General features: G+C 65.3%; 14 protein-coding genes and 3 pseudogenes. 8 read left to right on the top strand and 9 right to left on the bottom strand.

The genetic code is table 11. The features are described from left to right. Positions 1-5: 5 nt before the first annotated feature. The 8 genes and pseudogenes from OR16_RS04920 to OR16_RS04885 form a co-directional block, all read right to left on the bottom strand. Complete coding sequence (locus OR16_RS04920; protein WP_006156859.1) at positions 6-506, bottom strand: diacylglycerol kinase; 501 nt, start codon at positions 504-506, stop codon at positions 6-8. Beyond that, entirely contained in the window at positions 406-1,560 is a 1,155-nt protein-coding gene (locus tag OR16_RS04915) for a glycosyltransferase family 4 protein (protein WP_006156858.1), read from the bottom strand. Before OR16_RS04915 ends, OR16_RS04920 begins: the two co-directional genes overlap by 101 nt. Positions 1,561-1,671: 111 nt before the next feature. Then, positions 1,672-2,654 (bottom strand): annotated as a pseudogene (locus tag OR16_RS04910) (UDP-2,3-diacylglucosamine diphosphatase). Between the two features lie 113 nt (positions 2,655-2,767). Then, a pseudogene (locus OR16_RS48090) lies at positions 2,768-3,753 on the bottom strand (esterase/lipase family protein). Continuing rightward, positions 3,750-4,316 carry an RDD family protein gene (locus OR16_RS04900; protein WP_043418528.1) on the bottom strand — a complete coding sequence of 189 codons (567 nt, stop codon included), beginning with the start codon at positions 4,314-4,316 and terminating at the stop codon, positions 3,750-3,752. Before OR16_RS04900 ends, OR16_RS48090 begins: the two are co-directional and overlap by 4 nt. 200 nt (positions 4,317-4,516) lie before the next feature. After that, entirely contained in the window at positions 4,517-5,290 is a 774-nt protein-coding gene (locus tag OR16_RS04895; protein WP_006156854.1) for a DUF3106 domain-containing protein, read from the bottom strand. 2 nt (positions 5,291-5,292) lie between these two features. Then, positions 5,293-5,727, bottom strand: coding sequence for a DUF3619 family protein (locus tag OR16_RS04890; protein ID WP_006156853.1), 435 nt, complete (start codon positions 5,725-5,727; stop codon positions 5,293-5,295). Further along, complete coding sequence (locus OR16_RS04885; RefSeq protein WP_006156852.1) at positions 5,724-6,290, bottom strand: RNA polymerase sigma factor; 567 nt, start codon at positions 6,288-6,290, stop codon at positions 5,724-5,726. Before OR16_RS04885 ends, OR16_RS04890 begins: the two co-directional genes overlap by 4 nt. Positions 6,291-6,660: 370 nt before the next feature. Between OR16_RS04885 and OR16_RS04880 the strand changes: the two genes are divergently transcribed. The 7 genes and pseudogenes from OR16_RS04880 (at position 6,661) to OR16_RS04850 (ending at position 14,315) form a co-directional block, all read left to right on the top strand. Next, positions 6,661-8,421: an acetolactate synthase 3 catalytic subunit gene (locus OR16_RS04880; RefSeq protein ID WP_006156851.1), complete on the top strand. Its 1,761-nt coding sequence runs from the start codon at positions 6,661-6,663 to the stop codon at positions 8,419-8,421. Beyond that, positions 8,421-8,912, top strand: a complete 492-nt coding sequence (ilvN, locus tag OR16_RS04875) for an acetolactate synthase small subunit (RefSeq protein WP_006156850.1) — start codon at positions 8,421-8,423, stop codon at positions 8,910-8,912. Before OR16_RS04880 ends, ilvN begins: the two co-directional genes overlap by 1 nt. A gap of 97 nt (positions 8,913-9,009) precedes the next feature. Then, positions 9,010-10,026, top strand: coding sequence for a ketol-acid reductoisomerase (ilvC, locus tag OR16_RS04870; protein WP_006156849.1), 1,017 nt, complete (start codon positions 9,010-9,012; stop codon positions 10,024-10,026). Between the two features lie 153 nt (positions 10,027-10,179). Then, on the top strand, positions 10,180-10,824 hold the full coding sequence (locus OR16_RS04865; protein ID WP_006156848.1) for a phosphatidylserine decarboxylase: 645 nt from the start codon (positions 10,180-10,182) through the stop codon (positions 10,822-10,824). 42 nt (positions 10,825-10,866) lie between these two features. Then, positions 10,867-11,723: pseudogene (locus OR16_RS04860) on the top strand (CDP-alcohol phosphatidyltransferase family protein). Between the two features lie 146 nt (positions 11,724-11,869). Further along, a complete protein-coding gene (gene lysM / locus OR16_RS04855; protein WP_006156847.1) occupies positions 11,870-12,379 on the top strand; it encodes a peptidoglycan-binding protein LysM in 510 nt (169 codons plus the stop codon). A 397-nt stretch (positions 12,380-12,776) separates the two neighbouring features. Next, positions 12,777-14,315: a 2-isopropylmalate synthase gene (locus OR16_RS04850; protein ID WP_006156846.1), complete on the top strand. Its 1,539-nt coding sequence runs from the start codon at positions 12,777-12,779 to the stop codon at positions 14,313-14,315. A 104-nt stretch (positions 14,316-14,419) separates the two neighbouring features. Here OR16_RS04850 and OR16_RS04845 read toward each other — a convergent pair whose 3' ends face one another. Further along, positions 14,420-14,878, bottom strand: a complete 459-nt coding sequence (locus tag OR16_RS04845; protein WP_081488680.1) for a hypothetical protein — start codon at positions 14,876-14,878, stop codon at positions 14,420-14,422. Between the two features lie 116 nt (positions 14,879-14,994). Here OR16_RS04845 and OR16_RS04840 point away from each other — a divergent pair, with 116 nt between their 5' ends. Next, the gene (locus tag OR16_RS04840; protein WP_006156844.1) at positions 14,995-16,239 is read left to right on the top strand and encodes a branched-chain amino acid ABC transporter substrate-binding protein; all 1,245 of its coding nucleotides are present in this window, start codon (positions 14,995-14,997) and stop codon (positions 16,237-16,239) included. Positions 16,240-16,335 lie beyond the last annotated feature (96 nt).

The following is a 16,335-nucleotide window of genomic DNA, read 5'->3' as shown; positions in this document are numbered from 1 at the left end:
GCCTGTCAGGCCGCCAGCGCGCGCAGCCAGTCCACCACGATCGGCCCCGCAATGGCCAGCCAGGTGCCTCCGCACAGCACCAGCGCCAGCATGACGGCGGCGCTGCCGAAGTCCTTGGCGCGCTTTGAGAGGCTGTGCCGCTCCAGCGAGATCCGGTCGACGGCGGCTTCCACGCTGGAGTTGAGCAGCTCGACGATGAGCACCAGCAGCAGGGTGCCCAGCAGCAGGATGCGCTCGACGATGCCGACCGGCAGAAGCAAGGCGCAGGGCGTCAGGATCACCACCAGCGTCAGCTCCTGGCGAAACGCGCTTTCTTCCAGCACCGCGTAGCGCAGGCCCGACACCGAGTTGATGCCGGCATGCCAGGCCCGCGCCAGGCCGCGGTTGCCCTTGTGGGGGTTCTGCTCAATCGTGTAGTCGCTGCTCGGCGAGTCCGGGGCCGGGGTGGCGGTCTGCGGCGCCGGCTGGCGGTGCGGTTCGGACGGTGTGCGATGCGGAGTCGGCATGTTCGGGGGCGGGGTGGGCAGCGGTGCCGGTAGTGCCGTCGGGGGTCGCGCGTACCGTCGGCAGCGGCTGCAGGTGAGTCAGGAACTGCTCGGAGGCGGCGCGCCACGAGAACCGTTCGGCATGGGCGCGAGCGGTGGCGCGGTCGATGCGCAGCGCTTCCAGGCAAGCTTCGCGCAAGTCTTCGTGCATCACCCCGGCGTCGCTATGGCCGAGCACATCGATCGGCCCGGTCACCGGATAGGCTGCCACCGGCAGCCCGCTGGCCAGGGCTTCGAGCAGCACCAGCCCAAATGTATCGGTGCGGCTGGGGAATACGAAGACGTCGGCTGAAGCATACACCTTGGCCAGCTCCGGCTGGGTCAGCACGCCCAGGTAGTTGGCCACAGGATAGCGCGCGCGCAGCGACGCCAGCGCCGGCCCGTCCCCGACCACCCACTTGGAGCCCGGCAGGTCCAGCGCGAGGAAGGCCTCCACGTTCTTTTCCACGGCGACGCGGCCCACGTAGAGAAAGATCGGGTGCGCCGTGTTGAGCACGTTGGCCTGCTGGGGGGTGAAGACATCGAGGTCGACGCCACGGGTCCACAGCACGCCGTGGGTGATGCCGAAGCCATGCAGGTCGTGCAGCACCACCGGCGTCGGCGCCATCACGGCGCGCGCGGGGCCGTGGAACCAGCGCAGGAAGCGGTAGGTCCAGGCGAGCGGAATGCCGAAGCGTGCCTGCACGTACTCCGGAAAGCGCGTGTGGTAGGCGGTGGTGAACGGCAGCTGCTCGCGGATCGCATAGCGGCGCGCTGCCAGCCCCAGCGGGCCTTCGGTGGCGATATGCAGCGCGTCCGGCGCGAAGGCGCGGATGCGCTCGCGGACCTTGGCGCCGGCGAACAGGGACAGCGCGATCTCCGGATAGGTCGGGCAGGGAATGGTGGTGAATTCCTGCGGCGTGATCAGCTCCACCGTGTGCCCCATCGCGATCAGCTCGCGGCGGGTGGACTTGAGCGTGCGCACCACGCCATTGACCTGTGGCTCCCAGGCATCGGTGACGATCAGGATCTTCATAGGTGCTCCTTGCGGCCAGGCCGCGTGGGTGGCCGGCCTCGGCGAGGCCACGGCAATACCGGTGTACGGGTGGCGGCGTGGCGCTCGCCGCGCTCCAGCGCTCAAGCTTTCTCAGGCCGTGGCGGTGGCGCGGCGCCCGGCCGTGGCCGGCGCATCGAGCAGGGTGGTCCAGTAGACGATCTGCAATTCGCCGTCCTGCGTCTCCACCAGGGCGGAGAGGCTCTCCACCCAGTCGCCATCGTTGCAGTAGAGCTGGCCGTCGACCTCGCGGATTTCAGCCTTGTGGATATGGCCGCAGATCACGCCGTCGCAGCCGCGCCGGCGCGCCTCATCCACCATCGCCTGCTCGAACGAGTTGATGTAGTTGACCGCGTTCTTGACCTGATGCTTCAGGTATTGCGACAGCGACCAGTAGGGAAAGCCAAGCCGGGCGCGGATCCGGTTGAAGTGCCGGTTGACGGCCAGGATCAGGGTATAGAGCGAGTCGCCCAGGTAGGCCAGCCAGCGCGCATGCTGCACCACGCCGTCGAACAGGTCGCCGTGCACCACCCACAGGCGCCGTCCGGCGGCGGTGACGTGGATGGCGTCTTCGCGCACCGTGATATCGCCAAAGGCAAGGCCGTCGAACTGGCGCGCAACCTCATCGTGGTTGCCCGGCACGTAGATCACCTCGGTGCCCTTGCGCGCCTTGCGCAGCAGCTTCTGCACCACGTCGTTGTGGCTCTGCGGCCAGTACCAGCCGCGGCGCAGCTGCCAGCCATCGATGATGTCGCCGACCAGGTAGAGCTGGTCCGATTCATTGTGCTTGAGGAAATCGAGCAGGTAATCGGCCTGGCAGCCAGGCGTGCCGAGGTGAATGTCGGACAGCCAGATGGCGCGGTAGTGACGGATTCAGGGGGCAGGGCGCTGGCGGGAGAGGTCGCGCTGCGTACGGGAGGCTGTTGCCGCAAGTCGCTGGCCGGTGGCATGAAGGCGGCCAGCGCGGCGGGCAATGACATGGGCCGCGGCGGGGATTGCGACTCGGCGGTGCGGCTGCGCAGCAGTTGTGTGGCCTTGACCAGACGTCCGCAGGCAGAACGAAGAGCTTGAACCATGGCGGCCCCGGTAGCGACGATGGCTGCATTGGGCCAGCGGCGTATGACGGAGCCGTTAAGGAAACATGAATGTCATATGACCGTTGCATCCGTGCCATGAGGGGGTGGTGCCCTCAAGACGCGGGCGCCACCGCCGACAACTGCGCAAGCGCCCGCAACACGGCCTGCGTGGCCAGCGGATGGCGCAGCAGGCTGACATGGCCGATGCCGCCAAGGGCCACGTGGTGCGCGCCTTCCAGCCAGGAGGTGCCGGCCGGGCCGGCAATCGAGTCGTGCCAGCTGAAGATCGACACCAGGGCCGCGCGCTGGCGCGGCGCTTGCCGGGCTTCGCGCGCGCAGAGCGCCCGCAGCCAGGCGCTGCCGCAGCGCATCTGGCGGGAGTTGAAGCCCCGGCCGTAGCGGGCCAGCACGCAGCCGTGGTGCGGGGTGCCCAGCGTGACGATGCCACGGCAGGGCGGGGCTTGCCACGGCCCGCCAGCGCGGCGCGCGCGGCCAGGCCGCCCATGCTGTGGCAGAGCAGCAGCGGCGGCTGGCCGGTGGTGGCGGCGATGCGCGCGATGGCGGCGCGTACTTCGAGGGCGTACAGGTCGATGTCGCCGAAGACCGGGTCCAGGTCGATTGCCTCGCAGTGGTAGCCGGCCGCAGCCAGCGCTGGCTGCATGTCGAGCCAGACGGCGTGGTTGCAGCCGTAGCCGTGCACCAGCAGCAGCGGCGGGCGCGAGCCCGGGGCTTTGGCCGGGCGCAGGCGGCGGTGCGAGCAAAAGGGCTGCAGCCAGTTGAACATCCGGAACACGGCCGCGTATTCACGCAGGTAGCAGGCCAGCACCTGCCAAGGCGTCAAGCGGGCTGGCCGCATGGCCTGCAGGGCGGGAGGGACCGGCGGGCGCGTCGCTGCGGGCTCGCCGAGGCCGCGCAGGGTGAAGGCAAAGGCGCCTGCGACGGACAGCCCCAGTACCGCCAGCACCACGCCAACGCCGGCCAGCAGGCCAGCGGCGAGGGACCACCCATGCCAGGCGTTCAACTCAGCGGCGCAGCCTAGCGCCACGGCGGCCTGCAATGCCACCGCGATGCGGCGCAAGGCGGCGGCCGACAGGCTCATGGCTTGGGTGGGCGCAGGTCGGTCAGGCGGGTGCGGGCCAGGCGGTCGTGCAGGAACTGGCGCCTGGGGTCGATCAGCGCCAGCAGGACCCAGATCAGCAGTCCGGCGCAAAGCACGCCGACGAACGGGCCCTTGACCAGGCCAAGCTGATGCCCGAGCGCGGCCGATGGCGGCAGCCACAGCCAGGCGAGCAGGAAGCGCAGCGTGGCCTGCGGCCAGCGCGGGGGCACGCCCGCGGCCGTCTCCACGCGCATGCGCCAGGTCTGCATGGCAAGCGTCTGCCCGTTGCGCTGCCAGAACCAGACGAAGTAGCAGCCCAGCACCAGGAAGCTCCAGCACTGCATCGTGAACGGACCGTCCAGCCCTAGCTGCCGCAGCGCCGGGCGCGCCAGCAGGTAGGCCCCCGTCGAGGCGCTCAGCACGCCGAACAGCAATACGCCTTCGTACAGCATGCAGGCGATGCGGCGGCGGATCGTCGGTGCCTCGGCCGGATGCGCGGGACTAGCCGGCGTGGCGGATGCGGCTGGCTTGGCGTTGGGTTTGGGCGTGGTAGCTGCGGGCATGGCGACAAGGCGATAGGGCGATAGGGCCGTCAGGCCGGAGGAGGGCAAGGCCGGGCAGCGAGAGCCGGACCGCGAGGCAGCAAGCGAGCGCGGCCAGGCCGGCGCAAGCGGCATTATGCCAAAGCCCGGGTAGGCCGGGTAGCGCGCGTGGGTGGGGGCGAGCCGGCCGGGACTAGCCCGGCGGACAAGCGTGCAGCCGTTCAGCGGCGCACCGGCTCGTCGGGGCTGGCGGTAGCGCTGGTGCTGCTGGCCGTGGCCTCGGTGGCGGCTTCGCGTGGCGTGTCCAATGTCGGCACCGGTGCCCCGGCGCTGCTCATGGCGGCATGGGACTCCGCCGCCGGCGCGCCGGCTTCGGGCGCGCGCGAACGCGCGGTGGCCGATATGGCGCCGGCGGGCGCCTTCTTTTCCAGGTGCAGTTGCCGGGTGGTCTCGGCGGGCAGGCGCTTGCCGGAGGGCAAAGCACTGACCGCGCCCGGGCGGCGCGGCACTTTCTCGGCGGCCGCCAGGTTCTTCTTTTGCTCTTCCGGCAATTGCTGGTACTTGTTCCAGGCCTCGGTCTTCTTCTGCGCCGGCAGCGAACGCGTGATCTGGTAGTTTTCGCGAGCCAGGCGGCGCTGCTGAGGCGTCATCTTGACCCATTCGGTCATGCGGGTCTGCAGGCGTGCCTGTTCCGCGGGCGAGAACTTCTCGTATCGCTGGGCAATCTGCAGCCATTTGCGCCGGTTCAGTTCGGGGAAACTGTTCCACTCGCCGGCCAGCGGCGCGAGCACGCGCTGCTGGACGGCGTTGAGCTCGTTCCAGGTCGGGTGCGCGTTGGCCACGCTGGCAGCGGGTGCGCTGCCAGCGTGGCCGCCCTGCGCCTGGCAAGTGGCGGGAACCAGCGACCAGATCGTCGTGGCGGCGGCCAGGCCGGCCAGCAGCAAGGCTGCCAGCCGACGGCGCGGTGCGTCGGGGTTGAAGTCAGCGCTAGGCATGCTTACTGACCGCGCTTCAGGAACACGTGGAAGCCCTGATCCGCATAGGCCGTGGGAGGCAGGTCGTCGAGCAGCATCGCCGCGTCCACGTCCGCCAGCTCATCGACGCGCTTTTGCTGCTGCCAGTGGTAGATACCCGCCAGCCCGGCGGCCAGCGCCACCAGCGTCCATACCAGTCCAAGGCGGCGCAGCCAGGAACCTGCGCGGTGGAGTGCCGAATCGTCCTCGTCAAAGGAGAGCGTGGGCATCCCGGCCGAAGCCAGTTGCGGCACGGCCACGGCGGCGTGCGCCTTCTTGCGGGACAGCGCAATCCGCCGCGCGGCGGCAAGCCGATCGGTCACATTGCCTGGCAACGCGCTCGCAGAGGCATCTAGTGCCGTGCGGATCTCGTGTGCCAAGCGGCGTTCGTTGATTTCTTTTTCGTTTCTGGTGCTCATAGTCGGACCCCCCGCGCTCGCAATGCCTGCGCCAGTGTGTGCGTGGCACGGGAACAGTGCGTCTTGACGCTGCCTTCGGAGCATCCCATGACAGCAGCCGTTTCCGCGACGTCCATATCCTCCCAGTAACGCATCAGGAAGGCTTCGCGTTGACGTGTCGGCAAGCGCTGGATCTCCTGCTCGATGATGTGCATGGTCTGGGCGCGTTCCACCTTGTCGGCGCTGCTCTCGGCGGATTCGGAGCCAATTTCGGCCTCGAAGGTGTCGAGCAGGTCATTATCCTCACCTTCGCGGTCGTCGCGCAGGTTGGAAAACAGGGTGACCCAGGTATTGCGTACTTTCTGGCGGCGGAACCAGTCGTGAATGGTGTTTTGCAGTATGCGCTGGAAAAGCGGCGCGAGTTCGGCGGCGCTCTTGTCGCCATATTTTTCGGCGAGCTTGATCATCGCGTCCTGGACGATGTCCAGGGCGGCTTCGTCGTCGCGCACCGCAAACACGGCCTGCTTGAAGGCACGCCGCTCGACGCTGGCGAGAAAGTCGGATAGTTCCTGATCGGTTGCCATGCAGGCGGGGTACAGACGGTGAGGCCGTGGCCGGCGGAAGTGCAGGGTAGGGCTTCTTGCACGTCCAAAATGGTGGGATGCTAGCAAATAACCCCCCGGTTGCCCCCCTGTTCTCTCTTGTGGTCATTCAGGCTCAAGGCGTGGCCCAGGCATTCGCCGGATGGCGCGATGCCCCCCCCCGGATAAAAAAAGCCCGTAGACCAGCCCGATTCAATCCAGTATCATCGCGGGTTCACACGACATCAGTGGTTGTCTCATTCGGCCGCTTATGAGGCGGTCTATCATGCAGACGCGCACCGCTTGAACCCGTGCCACAAGCCCGGCAGAGAGCATCCGAACAATTTTTTGCCGAAAATTGCAAAGGACTAAAATGAACATGCCCAGCGCGGAATTCCACGCAGACAGCAATTCATCTGCCGCACCCGAAATGATCGGGGCGGAAATTCTCGTTCACGCACTTGCCGAAGAAGGCGTCGATTACGTCTGGGGCTATCCCGGCGGCGCAGTGCTGTATATCTACGACGAGTTTTACAAGCAAAAGAAGATCGAGCACATCCTGGTGCGCCACGAGCAAGCCGCGGTTCATGCCGCAGACGGCTACGCACGTGCGACCGGCAAGGTGGGCTGCGCCCTGGTGACCTCCGGTCCCGGCGTCACCAATGCGGTGACGGGCATTGCCACGGCCTACCTGGACTCGATTCCGATGGTGATCATCACCGGTAACGTGCCGACGCACGCTATCGGCCAGGATGCCTTCCAGGAATGCGACACGGTCGGCATCACCCGCCCCATCGTCAAGCACAACTTCCTGGTCAAGGACGTGCGCGATCTCGCCGCGACCATCAAGAAGGCGTTCTATATCGCCGCCACCGGCCGTCCCGGCCCGGTTGTCGTCGATATTCCCAAGGACGTCTCGCGCAATTCCTGCAAGTACGAGTATCCCAAGTCGGTCGACATGCGCTCGTACAACCCGGTGAACAAGGGCCATTCGGGCCAGATCCGCAAGGCGCTCGCGCTGTTGCAGGGCGCCGAACGGCCGTTCATCTACGCAGGTGGCGGTGTGGTCCTGGCCAACGCCAGCGAAGAACTGCGCCAGCTGGCCGCACTGACCGGCCATCCGGTCACCAACACGCTGATGGGCCTCGGCTCGTTCCCCGGTACCAGCAAGCAGTTCGTCGGCATGCTCGGCATGCACGGCACGTATGAAGCCAACATGGCCATGCAGAACTGCGACGTGCTGATCGCCATCGGGGCGCGTTTCGACGATCGCGTGATCGGCAACCCGGCGCACTTCACCTCGCAGCCGCGCAAGATCATCCATATCGACATCGATCCGTCGTCCATCTCGAAGCGGGTCAAGGTCGATATTCCCATCGTGGGCCACGTCAAGGATGTGCTGCAGGAGCTGATCTCCCAGCTGCAGGCCAGCGACGTCAAGCCCAAGCGCGAGGCCCTGGCCAAGTGGTGGGAACAGATCGAGCAATGGCGTTCGGTGGACTGCCTGAAGTACGACCGCACCTCCGAGATCATCAAGCCGCAGTACGTGGTGGAAAAGATCTGGGAACTGACGCACGGCGACGCCTTTGTCTGCTCGGACGTGGGCCAGCACCAGATGTGGGCCGCGCAGTTCTACAAGTTCAACGAGCCGCGCCGCTGGATCAATTCCGGTGGCCTGGGCACGATGGGCGTGGGCCTGCCGTATGCGATGGGCATCAAGAAAGCCTTCCCCGAGAAGGAAGTGGTGACCATCACTGGCGAGGGTTCGATCCAGATGAACATCCAGGAACTGTCGACCTGCCTGCAGTACGACACCCCGGTGAAGATCTGCGCGCTCAACAACCGCTATCTCGGCATGGTGCGCCAGTGGCAGGAGATCGAGTACGACAACCGCTACTCGCACTCCTACATGGACGCGCTGCCCGACTTCGTCAAGCTGGCCGAGGCCTATGGCCATGTCGGCATGCGCATCGAAAAGACGGCCGATGTCGAGCCCGCCCTGCGCGAAGCCTTCCGCCTGAAAGACCGTACCGTGTTCCTCGATTTCCAGACCGACCCGACTGAAAACGTGTGGCCGATGGTCCAGGCCGGCAAGGGCATCTCCGAGATGCTGCTCGGCGCGGAGGACCTGTAATGCGACATATCATTTCGGTCCTGCTGGAAAATGAACCGGGCGCGCTGTCGCGCGTGGTGGGCCTGTTCTCGGCGCGCGGCTACAACATCGAGACGCTGACGGTGGCCCCCACCGAAGACGCCTCGCTGTCGCGCATGACGATCGTCACCAGCGGTTCGGACGACATCATCGAGCAGATCACCAAGCACCTGAACCGCCTGGTGGAAGTGGTCAAGGTGGTCGACCTGACGGAAGGCGCGCACATCGAGCGCGAGCTGATGCTCGTGAAGGTGCGCGCGGTCGGCAAGGAGCGCGAGGAAATGAAGCGCACCGCCGACATCTTCCGCGGCCGCATCATCGATGTCACCGAGAAGACCTACACCATCGAGCTGACCGGCAACGGCGGCAAGCTGGATGCCTTCCTGGACGCCATCGACCGCGCTGCCATCCTCGAGACCGTCCGTACCGGCGGCTCGGGCATTGGCCGCGGCGAGCGCATCCTGAAGGTCTGAGCCTGATTGCAGTATCCAAGGGCGGCGCCGGTGCCGGCACTAGCCGGGCGGTGGCCGCCAACCCGACACACGAAAACGAAAGACTGAAGGAACGATCATGAAAGTGTTTTACGACAAGGACGCCGACCTCTCCCTGATCAAGGGCAAGAACGTCACCATCATCGGCTACGGCTCGCAAGGCCACGCCCACGCGCAAAACCTGAACGACTCGGGCGTCAAGGTCACGGTCGGCCTGCGCAAGAGCGGTGCCTCGTGGAACAAGGCGGTCAACGCCGGCTTGCAAGTCAAGGAAGTGGCCGACGCCGTCAAGGACGCCGACGTGGTCATGATCCTGCTGCCGGACGAGCAGATCGCCGACGTGTACAAGAACGAAGTGCACGACAACATCAAGCAAGGCGCCGCGCTGGCCTTCGCCCACGGCTTCAACGTGCACTACGGTGCCGTGATCCCGCGCGCCGACCTCGACGTCATCATGATCGCCCCGAAGGCCCCGGGCCACACCGTGCGCTCGACCTACGCGCAAGGCGGCGGCGTGCCCCACCTGATCGCCGTGCACCAGGACAAGTCCGGTGCCGCCCGTGACATCGCCCTGTCGTACGCTACCGCCAACGGCGGCGGCCGCGCCGGCATCATCGAGACCAACTTCCGCGAAGAAACCGAAACCGACCTGTTCGGCGAACAAGCCGTGCTGTGCGGCGGTACCGTCGAGCTGATCAAGGCTGGCTTCGAAACGCTGGTGGAAGCCGGCTACGCGCCGGAAATGGCTTACTTCGAGTGCCTGCACGAACTCAAGCTGATCGTCGACCTGATCTATGAAGGCGGCATCGCCAACATGAACTACTCGATCTCCAACAACGCCGAATACGGCGAGTACGTCACCGGCCCGCGCGTCGTGACCGAGGAGACCAAGAAGGCCATGAAGCAATGCCTGACCGACATCCAGACCGGCGAGTACGCCAAGAGCTTCCTGCTCGAGAACAAGGCCGGCGCACCGACCCTGATCTCGCGCCGCCGCCTGACCTCGGAGCACCAGATCGAAGAAGTTGGCGCGAAGCTGCGCGCCATGATGCCCTGGATCGCAAAGAACAAGCTGGTCGACCAGTCGAAGAACTAAGCTGTACTACAGTCCGACGGTCCGCCGCCTCTGACGGCGCGGGCCGCAGCCGTTCAGTAATCCGCACAAATCCCCGTTCGAGGGGTTATTCAGGCGGGGACTGAACGGCTTTTTGTTATCCTTGTCAGACTTTATCCACCAAGTAAGCATTGCATGAACTATCCTCATCCGCTGATCGCCCGTGAAGGCTGGCCGTTCCTGGCTGGCGCCTTTGTCATCTCGCTGCTGGTGCAGGTCAGCGCTGGCTTCTGGTGGGCCTTTCCGCTGTGGATCATTACGCTGTTCGTGCTGCAGTTTTTCCGTGATCCGCCGCGGGCCATTCCCGCCCAGCCCAACGCCGTGCTGGCGCCCGCCGATGGCCGCATCGTGGTGGTCGAGAAAACCATGGACCCGTACGCGGGCCGCGAGGCGCTGAAGATCAGCGTCTTCATGAACGTGTTCAACGTACACTCCAACCGGGTGTCCGTGGACGGCAAGGTCGAGAAGGTCGAGTATTTTCCCGGCAAGTTCGTCAACGCCGACCTCGACAAGGCCTCGCTCGAGAACGAGCGCAATGCCGTGGTCATCCGCCGTGCCGCCGACGGCAAGGTGGTGACCTTGGTACAGGTGGCTGGCCTGGTGGCCCGCCGCATCCTCTGCTACACCCGCGTCGGCGAGACGCTGTCGCGCGGCCAGCGCTATGGCTTCATCCGCTTTGGCTCGCGCGTCGACGTCTACCTGCCGGTGGATGCGCGCCCGCGCGTCACCATCGGCGAGAAGGTGTCGGCCTCGTCGACCATCCTGGCTGAGCTGGATTAATCCGGCGCAGCCGGAACAGATCAGACCCACTGGAGAACAGGCATGGGTGCTTTCAACCGACGCAATAAGCGCGTTACCAATGGCAACGTGACCAACTTGCGTCCTTTCCGCCACAACCAGTTGCGTGGCAACGAGTCCGAGGACTTCGACGACGATGCCGGGGACGATCACGACATCGAGTACGTGCGTCCGCGCCGGCGCGGCATTTACCTGCTGCCCAACGCGTTCACCACGGCGGCTTTGTTCGCCGGCTTCTTTGCCATCGTGCAGGCCATGAACATGCGCTTTGACAGCGCGGCCATCGCGATCTTCGCCGCGATGGTGCTGGACGGCATGGACGGCCGGGTCGCGCGTATCACCAATACGCAGAGCGCGTTCGGCGAGCAATACGATTCGTTGTCGGACATGACCTCGTTCGGCGTTGCGCCGGCGCTGGTGATGTATGAGTGGATCCTGCATGACCTGGGCAAGTGGGGGTGGATTGCCGCCTTCGTGTATTGCACCTGCGCCGCGCTGCGGCTGGCGCGCTTCAACGCCAACATCGGCGTGGTCGACAAGCGGGTTTCGTCTGGCTGGTGATCGACAACAAGCTGCCGGTCAAGGACCTCTGGATGCCGTGGGTGGCGTTCGGCATCACGCTGTACGCCGGGTTGTCGATGGTCTCCAATGCGCCGTTCTATAGCGGCAAGGCGCTGGATGTGCGCTACCGCGTGCCCTTTGGCATGATGGTGCTGGTGCTGGTGCTGTTCGTGGTGGTTTCCACGGATCCGCCGGTGGCGCTGTTCGGCCTGTTCGTGGCCTATGCCATCTCCGGCTACCTGCTGTGGGGCTGGCACGCGCTGCACGGCAAGCCGGCCGAGATCCGCAAGGTGCGGGACGGCGGGAACGATCGTTCCTGATCGCGGGTCAATAAAAAGGCGCTACGGCGCCTTTTTTACCTTTGTTTTCCAGGATGCTGCGCTTGCCGTGGCGTTTGCCGTGGTTCACTGTAGCCATGGTTGTCATGTGTAGTCCCCTTGTTGTCCACTTATCTTTGGAGGTTCTCATGGGCATGCTCGACTTCATCAAGGAAGCAGGAGAGAAACTGTTTGGCGGGAGCGCAGCACAAGCCGCGCCCGCGGCCGCTCCGGCCGATGCGCCGGCGGCGGACGCCGATGCCGATGCGGCCAACCGCGCCGCCGGCGATGCCATCGAAGGCTATATCAAGCAGATGAGCCTCGATGCCACCGGGCTCATGGTGCAGGTGGACGGCTCGCAGGGGCTGGTGACGGTATTTGGCGTGGCGCCGGACCAGGCCACCCGCGAGAAGATCATCCTGTGTTGCGGCAATGTGCAGGGCGTGGATAAGGTGGAAGACAAGATGTCGGTCAATGTCGACTCCACCGAATCGACCTGGCACACCGTGGTCAAGGGCGACACCCTCTGGGCGATTTCCCAGACAGCCTACGGCAACGGCGCGTTGTACACCGCGATCTTCGAGGCCAACGAGCCGATGTTGACGCATCCGGACAAGATCTACCCCGGCCAGAAGCTGCGCATCCCGCCCGCGGCCTGACGCCCGCCGCCCAGGGGGCAAGGCGCTCCCTGGGCCGGCTTTTTCGGCTATCGGCCCGATTAGCGCATCCATATTGCACACGCCCCGCTTCTCGGCTATAGTCGCTCACATGATTTCGCGCCAAGCCCTACTCGCCCGCACCATTCTAGGTGGCCTACTAGGCCGTCAGGTCGGGACGCGTTCGCGCTGAGGGAAGCCAAGACCCTCGCGTAAAGTCACACAGGATTTAAAAACGCCCCGGCCTGCATCACTGCACGCCGGGGCGTTTTGCATTCAGCGCAGTTACAGCCACACGAATACAGCCACACGAATACAGCAGCACAGCAAAGCGAAACGGCGGATGCCGAGACCGTAACTTGATTCGCCAAATACAAAAGTAAGCCCAGGAGCCCCACCCATGTCCGACAAACTCATTATTTTCGACACCACCTTGCGCGACGGCGAACAATCGCCTGGCGCCTCCATGACCCGCGAGGAAAAGATCCGCATCGCGCGCCAGCTGGAGCGCCTGAGGGTCGACGTGATCGAGGCCGGCTTCGCCGCCAGCTCCAACGGAGACTTCGAAGCGATCCGCTCCATCGCACAGGTCATCAAGGATTCCACCATCTGCTCGCTGGCCCGCGCCAACGACCGTGATATCGCCCGCGCCGCCGAGGCCCTGAAGCCGGCCAACTCCTTCCGTATCCACACCTTCATCGCCACCTCGGCGCTGCATATGGAAAAGAAGCTGCGCATGACGCCGGACCAGGTCTTCGAACAGGCCATCCAGGCGGTACGCTTTGCGCGCCAGTTCACCGACGATATCGAATTTTCGCCCGAAGACGGCAGCCGCTCGGACATGGACTTCCTGTGCCGCGTGCTCGAAGGCGTGATCAAGGAAGGCGCTACCACCATCAACCTGCCGGATACGGTGGGCTACGCCGTGCCGGAAGGCTACGCTGGCCTGATCCGCTCGGTGCGCGAACGCATTCCCAATTCCGACAAGGCCATCTGGTCCGTGCATTGCCACAATGACCTCGGCATGGCCGTGGCCAATTCGCTGGCGGCGGTCAAGCTCGGCGGCGCGCGCCAGGTCGAGTGCACCATCAACGGCCTCGGCGAGCGTGCCGGCAATACCAGCCTGGAAGAAGTCGTGATGGCGGTCAAGACGCGCCGTGACTACTTCGACATGGACGTCGGCGTGGACACCACGCAGATCGTGCCGGCCTCCAAGCTGGTGTCGCAGATCACCGGCTTCGTGGTGCAGCCCAACAAGGCCGTGGTTGGCGCCAACGCCTTCGCGCATGCTTCGGGCATTCACCAGGATGGCGTGCTGAAGGCGCGCGATACCTACGAGATCATGCGCGCGGAAGACGTGGGCTGGTCCGCCAACAAGATCGTGCTGGGCAAGCTCTCGGGCCGCAACGCCTTCAAGCAACGCCTGCAGGAACTCGGCATCGAGCTGGAGAGCGAGGGCGAAGTCAATGCCGCGTTCACCCGCTTCAAGGAACTGGCCGATCAGAAGTCCGAGATCTTCGACGAAGACATCATGGCCATCGTGTCCGACGAGGCGCACGACGTCAACGAGCACTTCCGCTTTATCTCGCTGTCGCAGCACTCCGAGACCGGCGAGCGCCCGCATGCGCGCGTGGTGTTCAACATGGACGGCAATGAGCTGACGGGCGAAGGCGAGGGCAACGGCCCGGTGGATGCCACGCTCCACGCAATCGAAGGCAAGGTCGCCAGCGGTGCCGAGTTGGTGCTGTATTCGGTCAATGCCATCACCGCCGGCACGCAGGCACAGGGCGAAGTCACGGTGCGGTTGTCCAAGGGCGGGCGCATCGTCAACGGCGTGGGCACCGATCCCGATATCGTGGCCGCCTCGGCCAAGGCCTATCTGGCCGCGCTGAACAAGCTGCACGACAAAGCCGTGCAGAAGATCAACCCGCAGATCTGATCCCGATCCGACCGGTAAGCCCGCGGCCTATCCGGCCGCGGGGCTTGAATCGGCCCGCCACGTTCCCATGAGGATGATGGCGGGCTTTTTGCATTTTCCCGCCCTCAGCGGCGTCGGCCGCGCCCCTCCGCGAGCGGGTCTGGCGTGATCTGGGTCTGGCGCAGCACGCCGGCGTCGTCGAAATAGAAATTGAACATCGACGGCCAGGTGTCCTCATGCCTGAAGCGGTAAGACCATACTTCGCGCTTCATCAGCGGGTAATACTGCTTGGGCTCGCGGGGCTTGCCGAAGTGCTGTTCCACGTCCAGCTTGGTCCAGACATCGACCTTCGCCTTGTAGAGCTCGCTGGTCTGCAGCATCTGGCGGAAGGCGCTCAGGTGGCCATCGCGGTCGAAGTCGGCCGCGTAGGATTGCTGCCCGAAGGGTTGCTTCGAGTAGATCCAGCGCTGCGTGCCGTCGGCTAGCTGGTAGGTATCGGTTGGCGTGCCGAAGCGGGCTTGCACGGCGGCTTCCGGCGAAAGTTGTGCGCGCCTCGTGTAGCCCTCAGGTCCTTCCGACGGCAAGCCGCGGGCTGGCGGCGTTATCCTCGCCCAATTGCCCGTTTTGCCGCGAGCGCCATCCGATTTGCCTCGGCCGGGCCGCTGGCTTACCATGCAGCGCTTTGGCGGGAGATCACTCGATGTGGGCTAAACGATGGCTGGCGGGCTGTTTGCTGGCGGTGGCGGCGAGTGCCGGCGCGCAGGAGCCGATCCGTCTCGGCATGATCGAAGGGTTGTCCGGCCCCTTTGCCAACGCAGGCGATGCGGTGGTGCGCAACCTGCGGATTGCCATTGACCGCGTCAATGCGCGCGGTGGCGTCAGGACCGCGGAAGGCGCGCGGCCCCTCGAGCTGGTTACCTTCGATAGCAAGGGCAATGTCGATGAGAGCCTGATCCAGCTGCGCAGCGTGGTGGACAAGCGGATTCCCTTTGTCCTGCAAGGCAACAGCTCCGCCGTGGCGGGCGCGCTGATCGGCGCCATCAACCGCCACAACAGCCGGCAGCCCGACGCGCGCGTGCTGTTCCTGAATTACTCTGCGGTCGATCCCACGCTGACCAACGAAGGGTGCAGCTTCTGGCACTTCCGCTTCGATGCCAGCGCCGACATGCGCATGCAGGCCCTGACCGAGGTCATCCGTGCCGATGCCAGCGTGCGGCGCGTTTACCTGATCGACCAGGACTACAGCTTCGGGCATCAGGTTGCGCGTTCGGCACGTGAGATGCTGGCGGCCAAGCGACCCGAGTTGCGCATCGTGGGCGACGAGTTCCACCCGATTGGCAAGATCAAGGATTTCGCCCCGTATATCGCCAAGATCAAGGCCAGCGGCGCGGATGCCGTGATCACGGGCAACTGGGGCAACGATCTCACTCTGATGATCAAGGCCGCGCGCGAGGGCGGGCTGAATGCCAAGTTCTACACCTTCTACGGCAACGGGCTGGGCGCGCCGGCGGCCATGGGCGATGCCGGGGTAGGGCGCGTGCTGGCGGTGGCGGAGTGGCACCCCAACGTGGGTGGCGCGGCGTCGGATGCGTTCTACCAGGCATTCCGCGCGCGTTACCCTGAGCCCAAGGACGACTACGTTCACCTGCGCATGCAGATGATGGTGGAGATGCTGGCCCGGGCCATCGAGCAAGCGGGGTCGACCGACGCGGTCAAGGTAGCGCGTGCCCTGGAGGGCATGCGCTACGTCAACGACTTCCATGATGCGACGATCCGCGCCGATGACCACCAGGTGGTGCAGCCGCTCTACGTGTCGGTGATGGAGAAGCAGGGCGGCGATGTGCGCTTTGACAATGAGGGGTCGGGATATGGCTTTCGCACGGTGAGGAAGCTCAAGTCGGCGCAGACCATGTTGCCCACGACCTGCAAGATGGAGCGGTTCTAGGCCTGCGTTGCCGCAAACGCCATCCCGGGCCCGTTTTCCGCTATAATCGCCCGCTGTCATAGCCAGCCGGTTGTCAAAAGCCGGCCCGGCGAGGCA

Origin of the sequence: Cupriavidus basilensis OR16 (genome assembly GCF_000243095.1) — a bacterium.
GTDB lineage: Bacteria > Pseudomonadota > Gammaproteobacteria > Burkholderiales > Burkholderiaceae > Cupriavidus > Cupriavidus basilensis_D.
The sequence above is the reverse complement of the archived record's forward strand: the minus strand, read 5'-3'. Positions and strand labels throughout refer to the sequence as shown.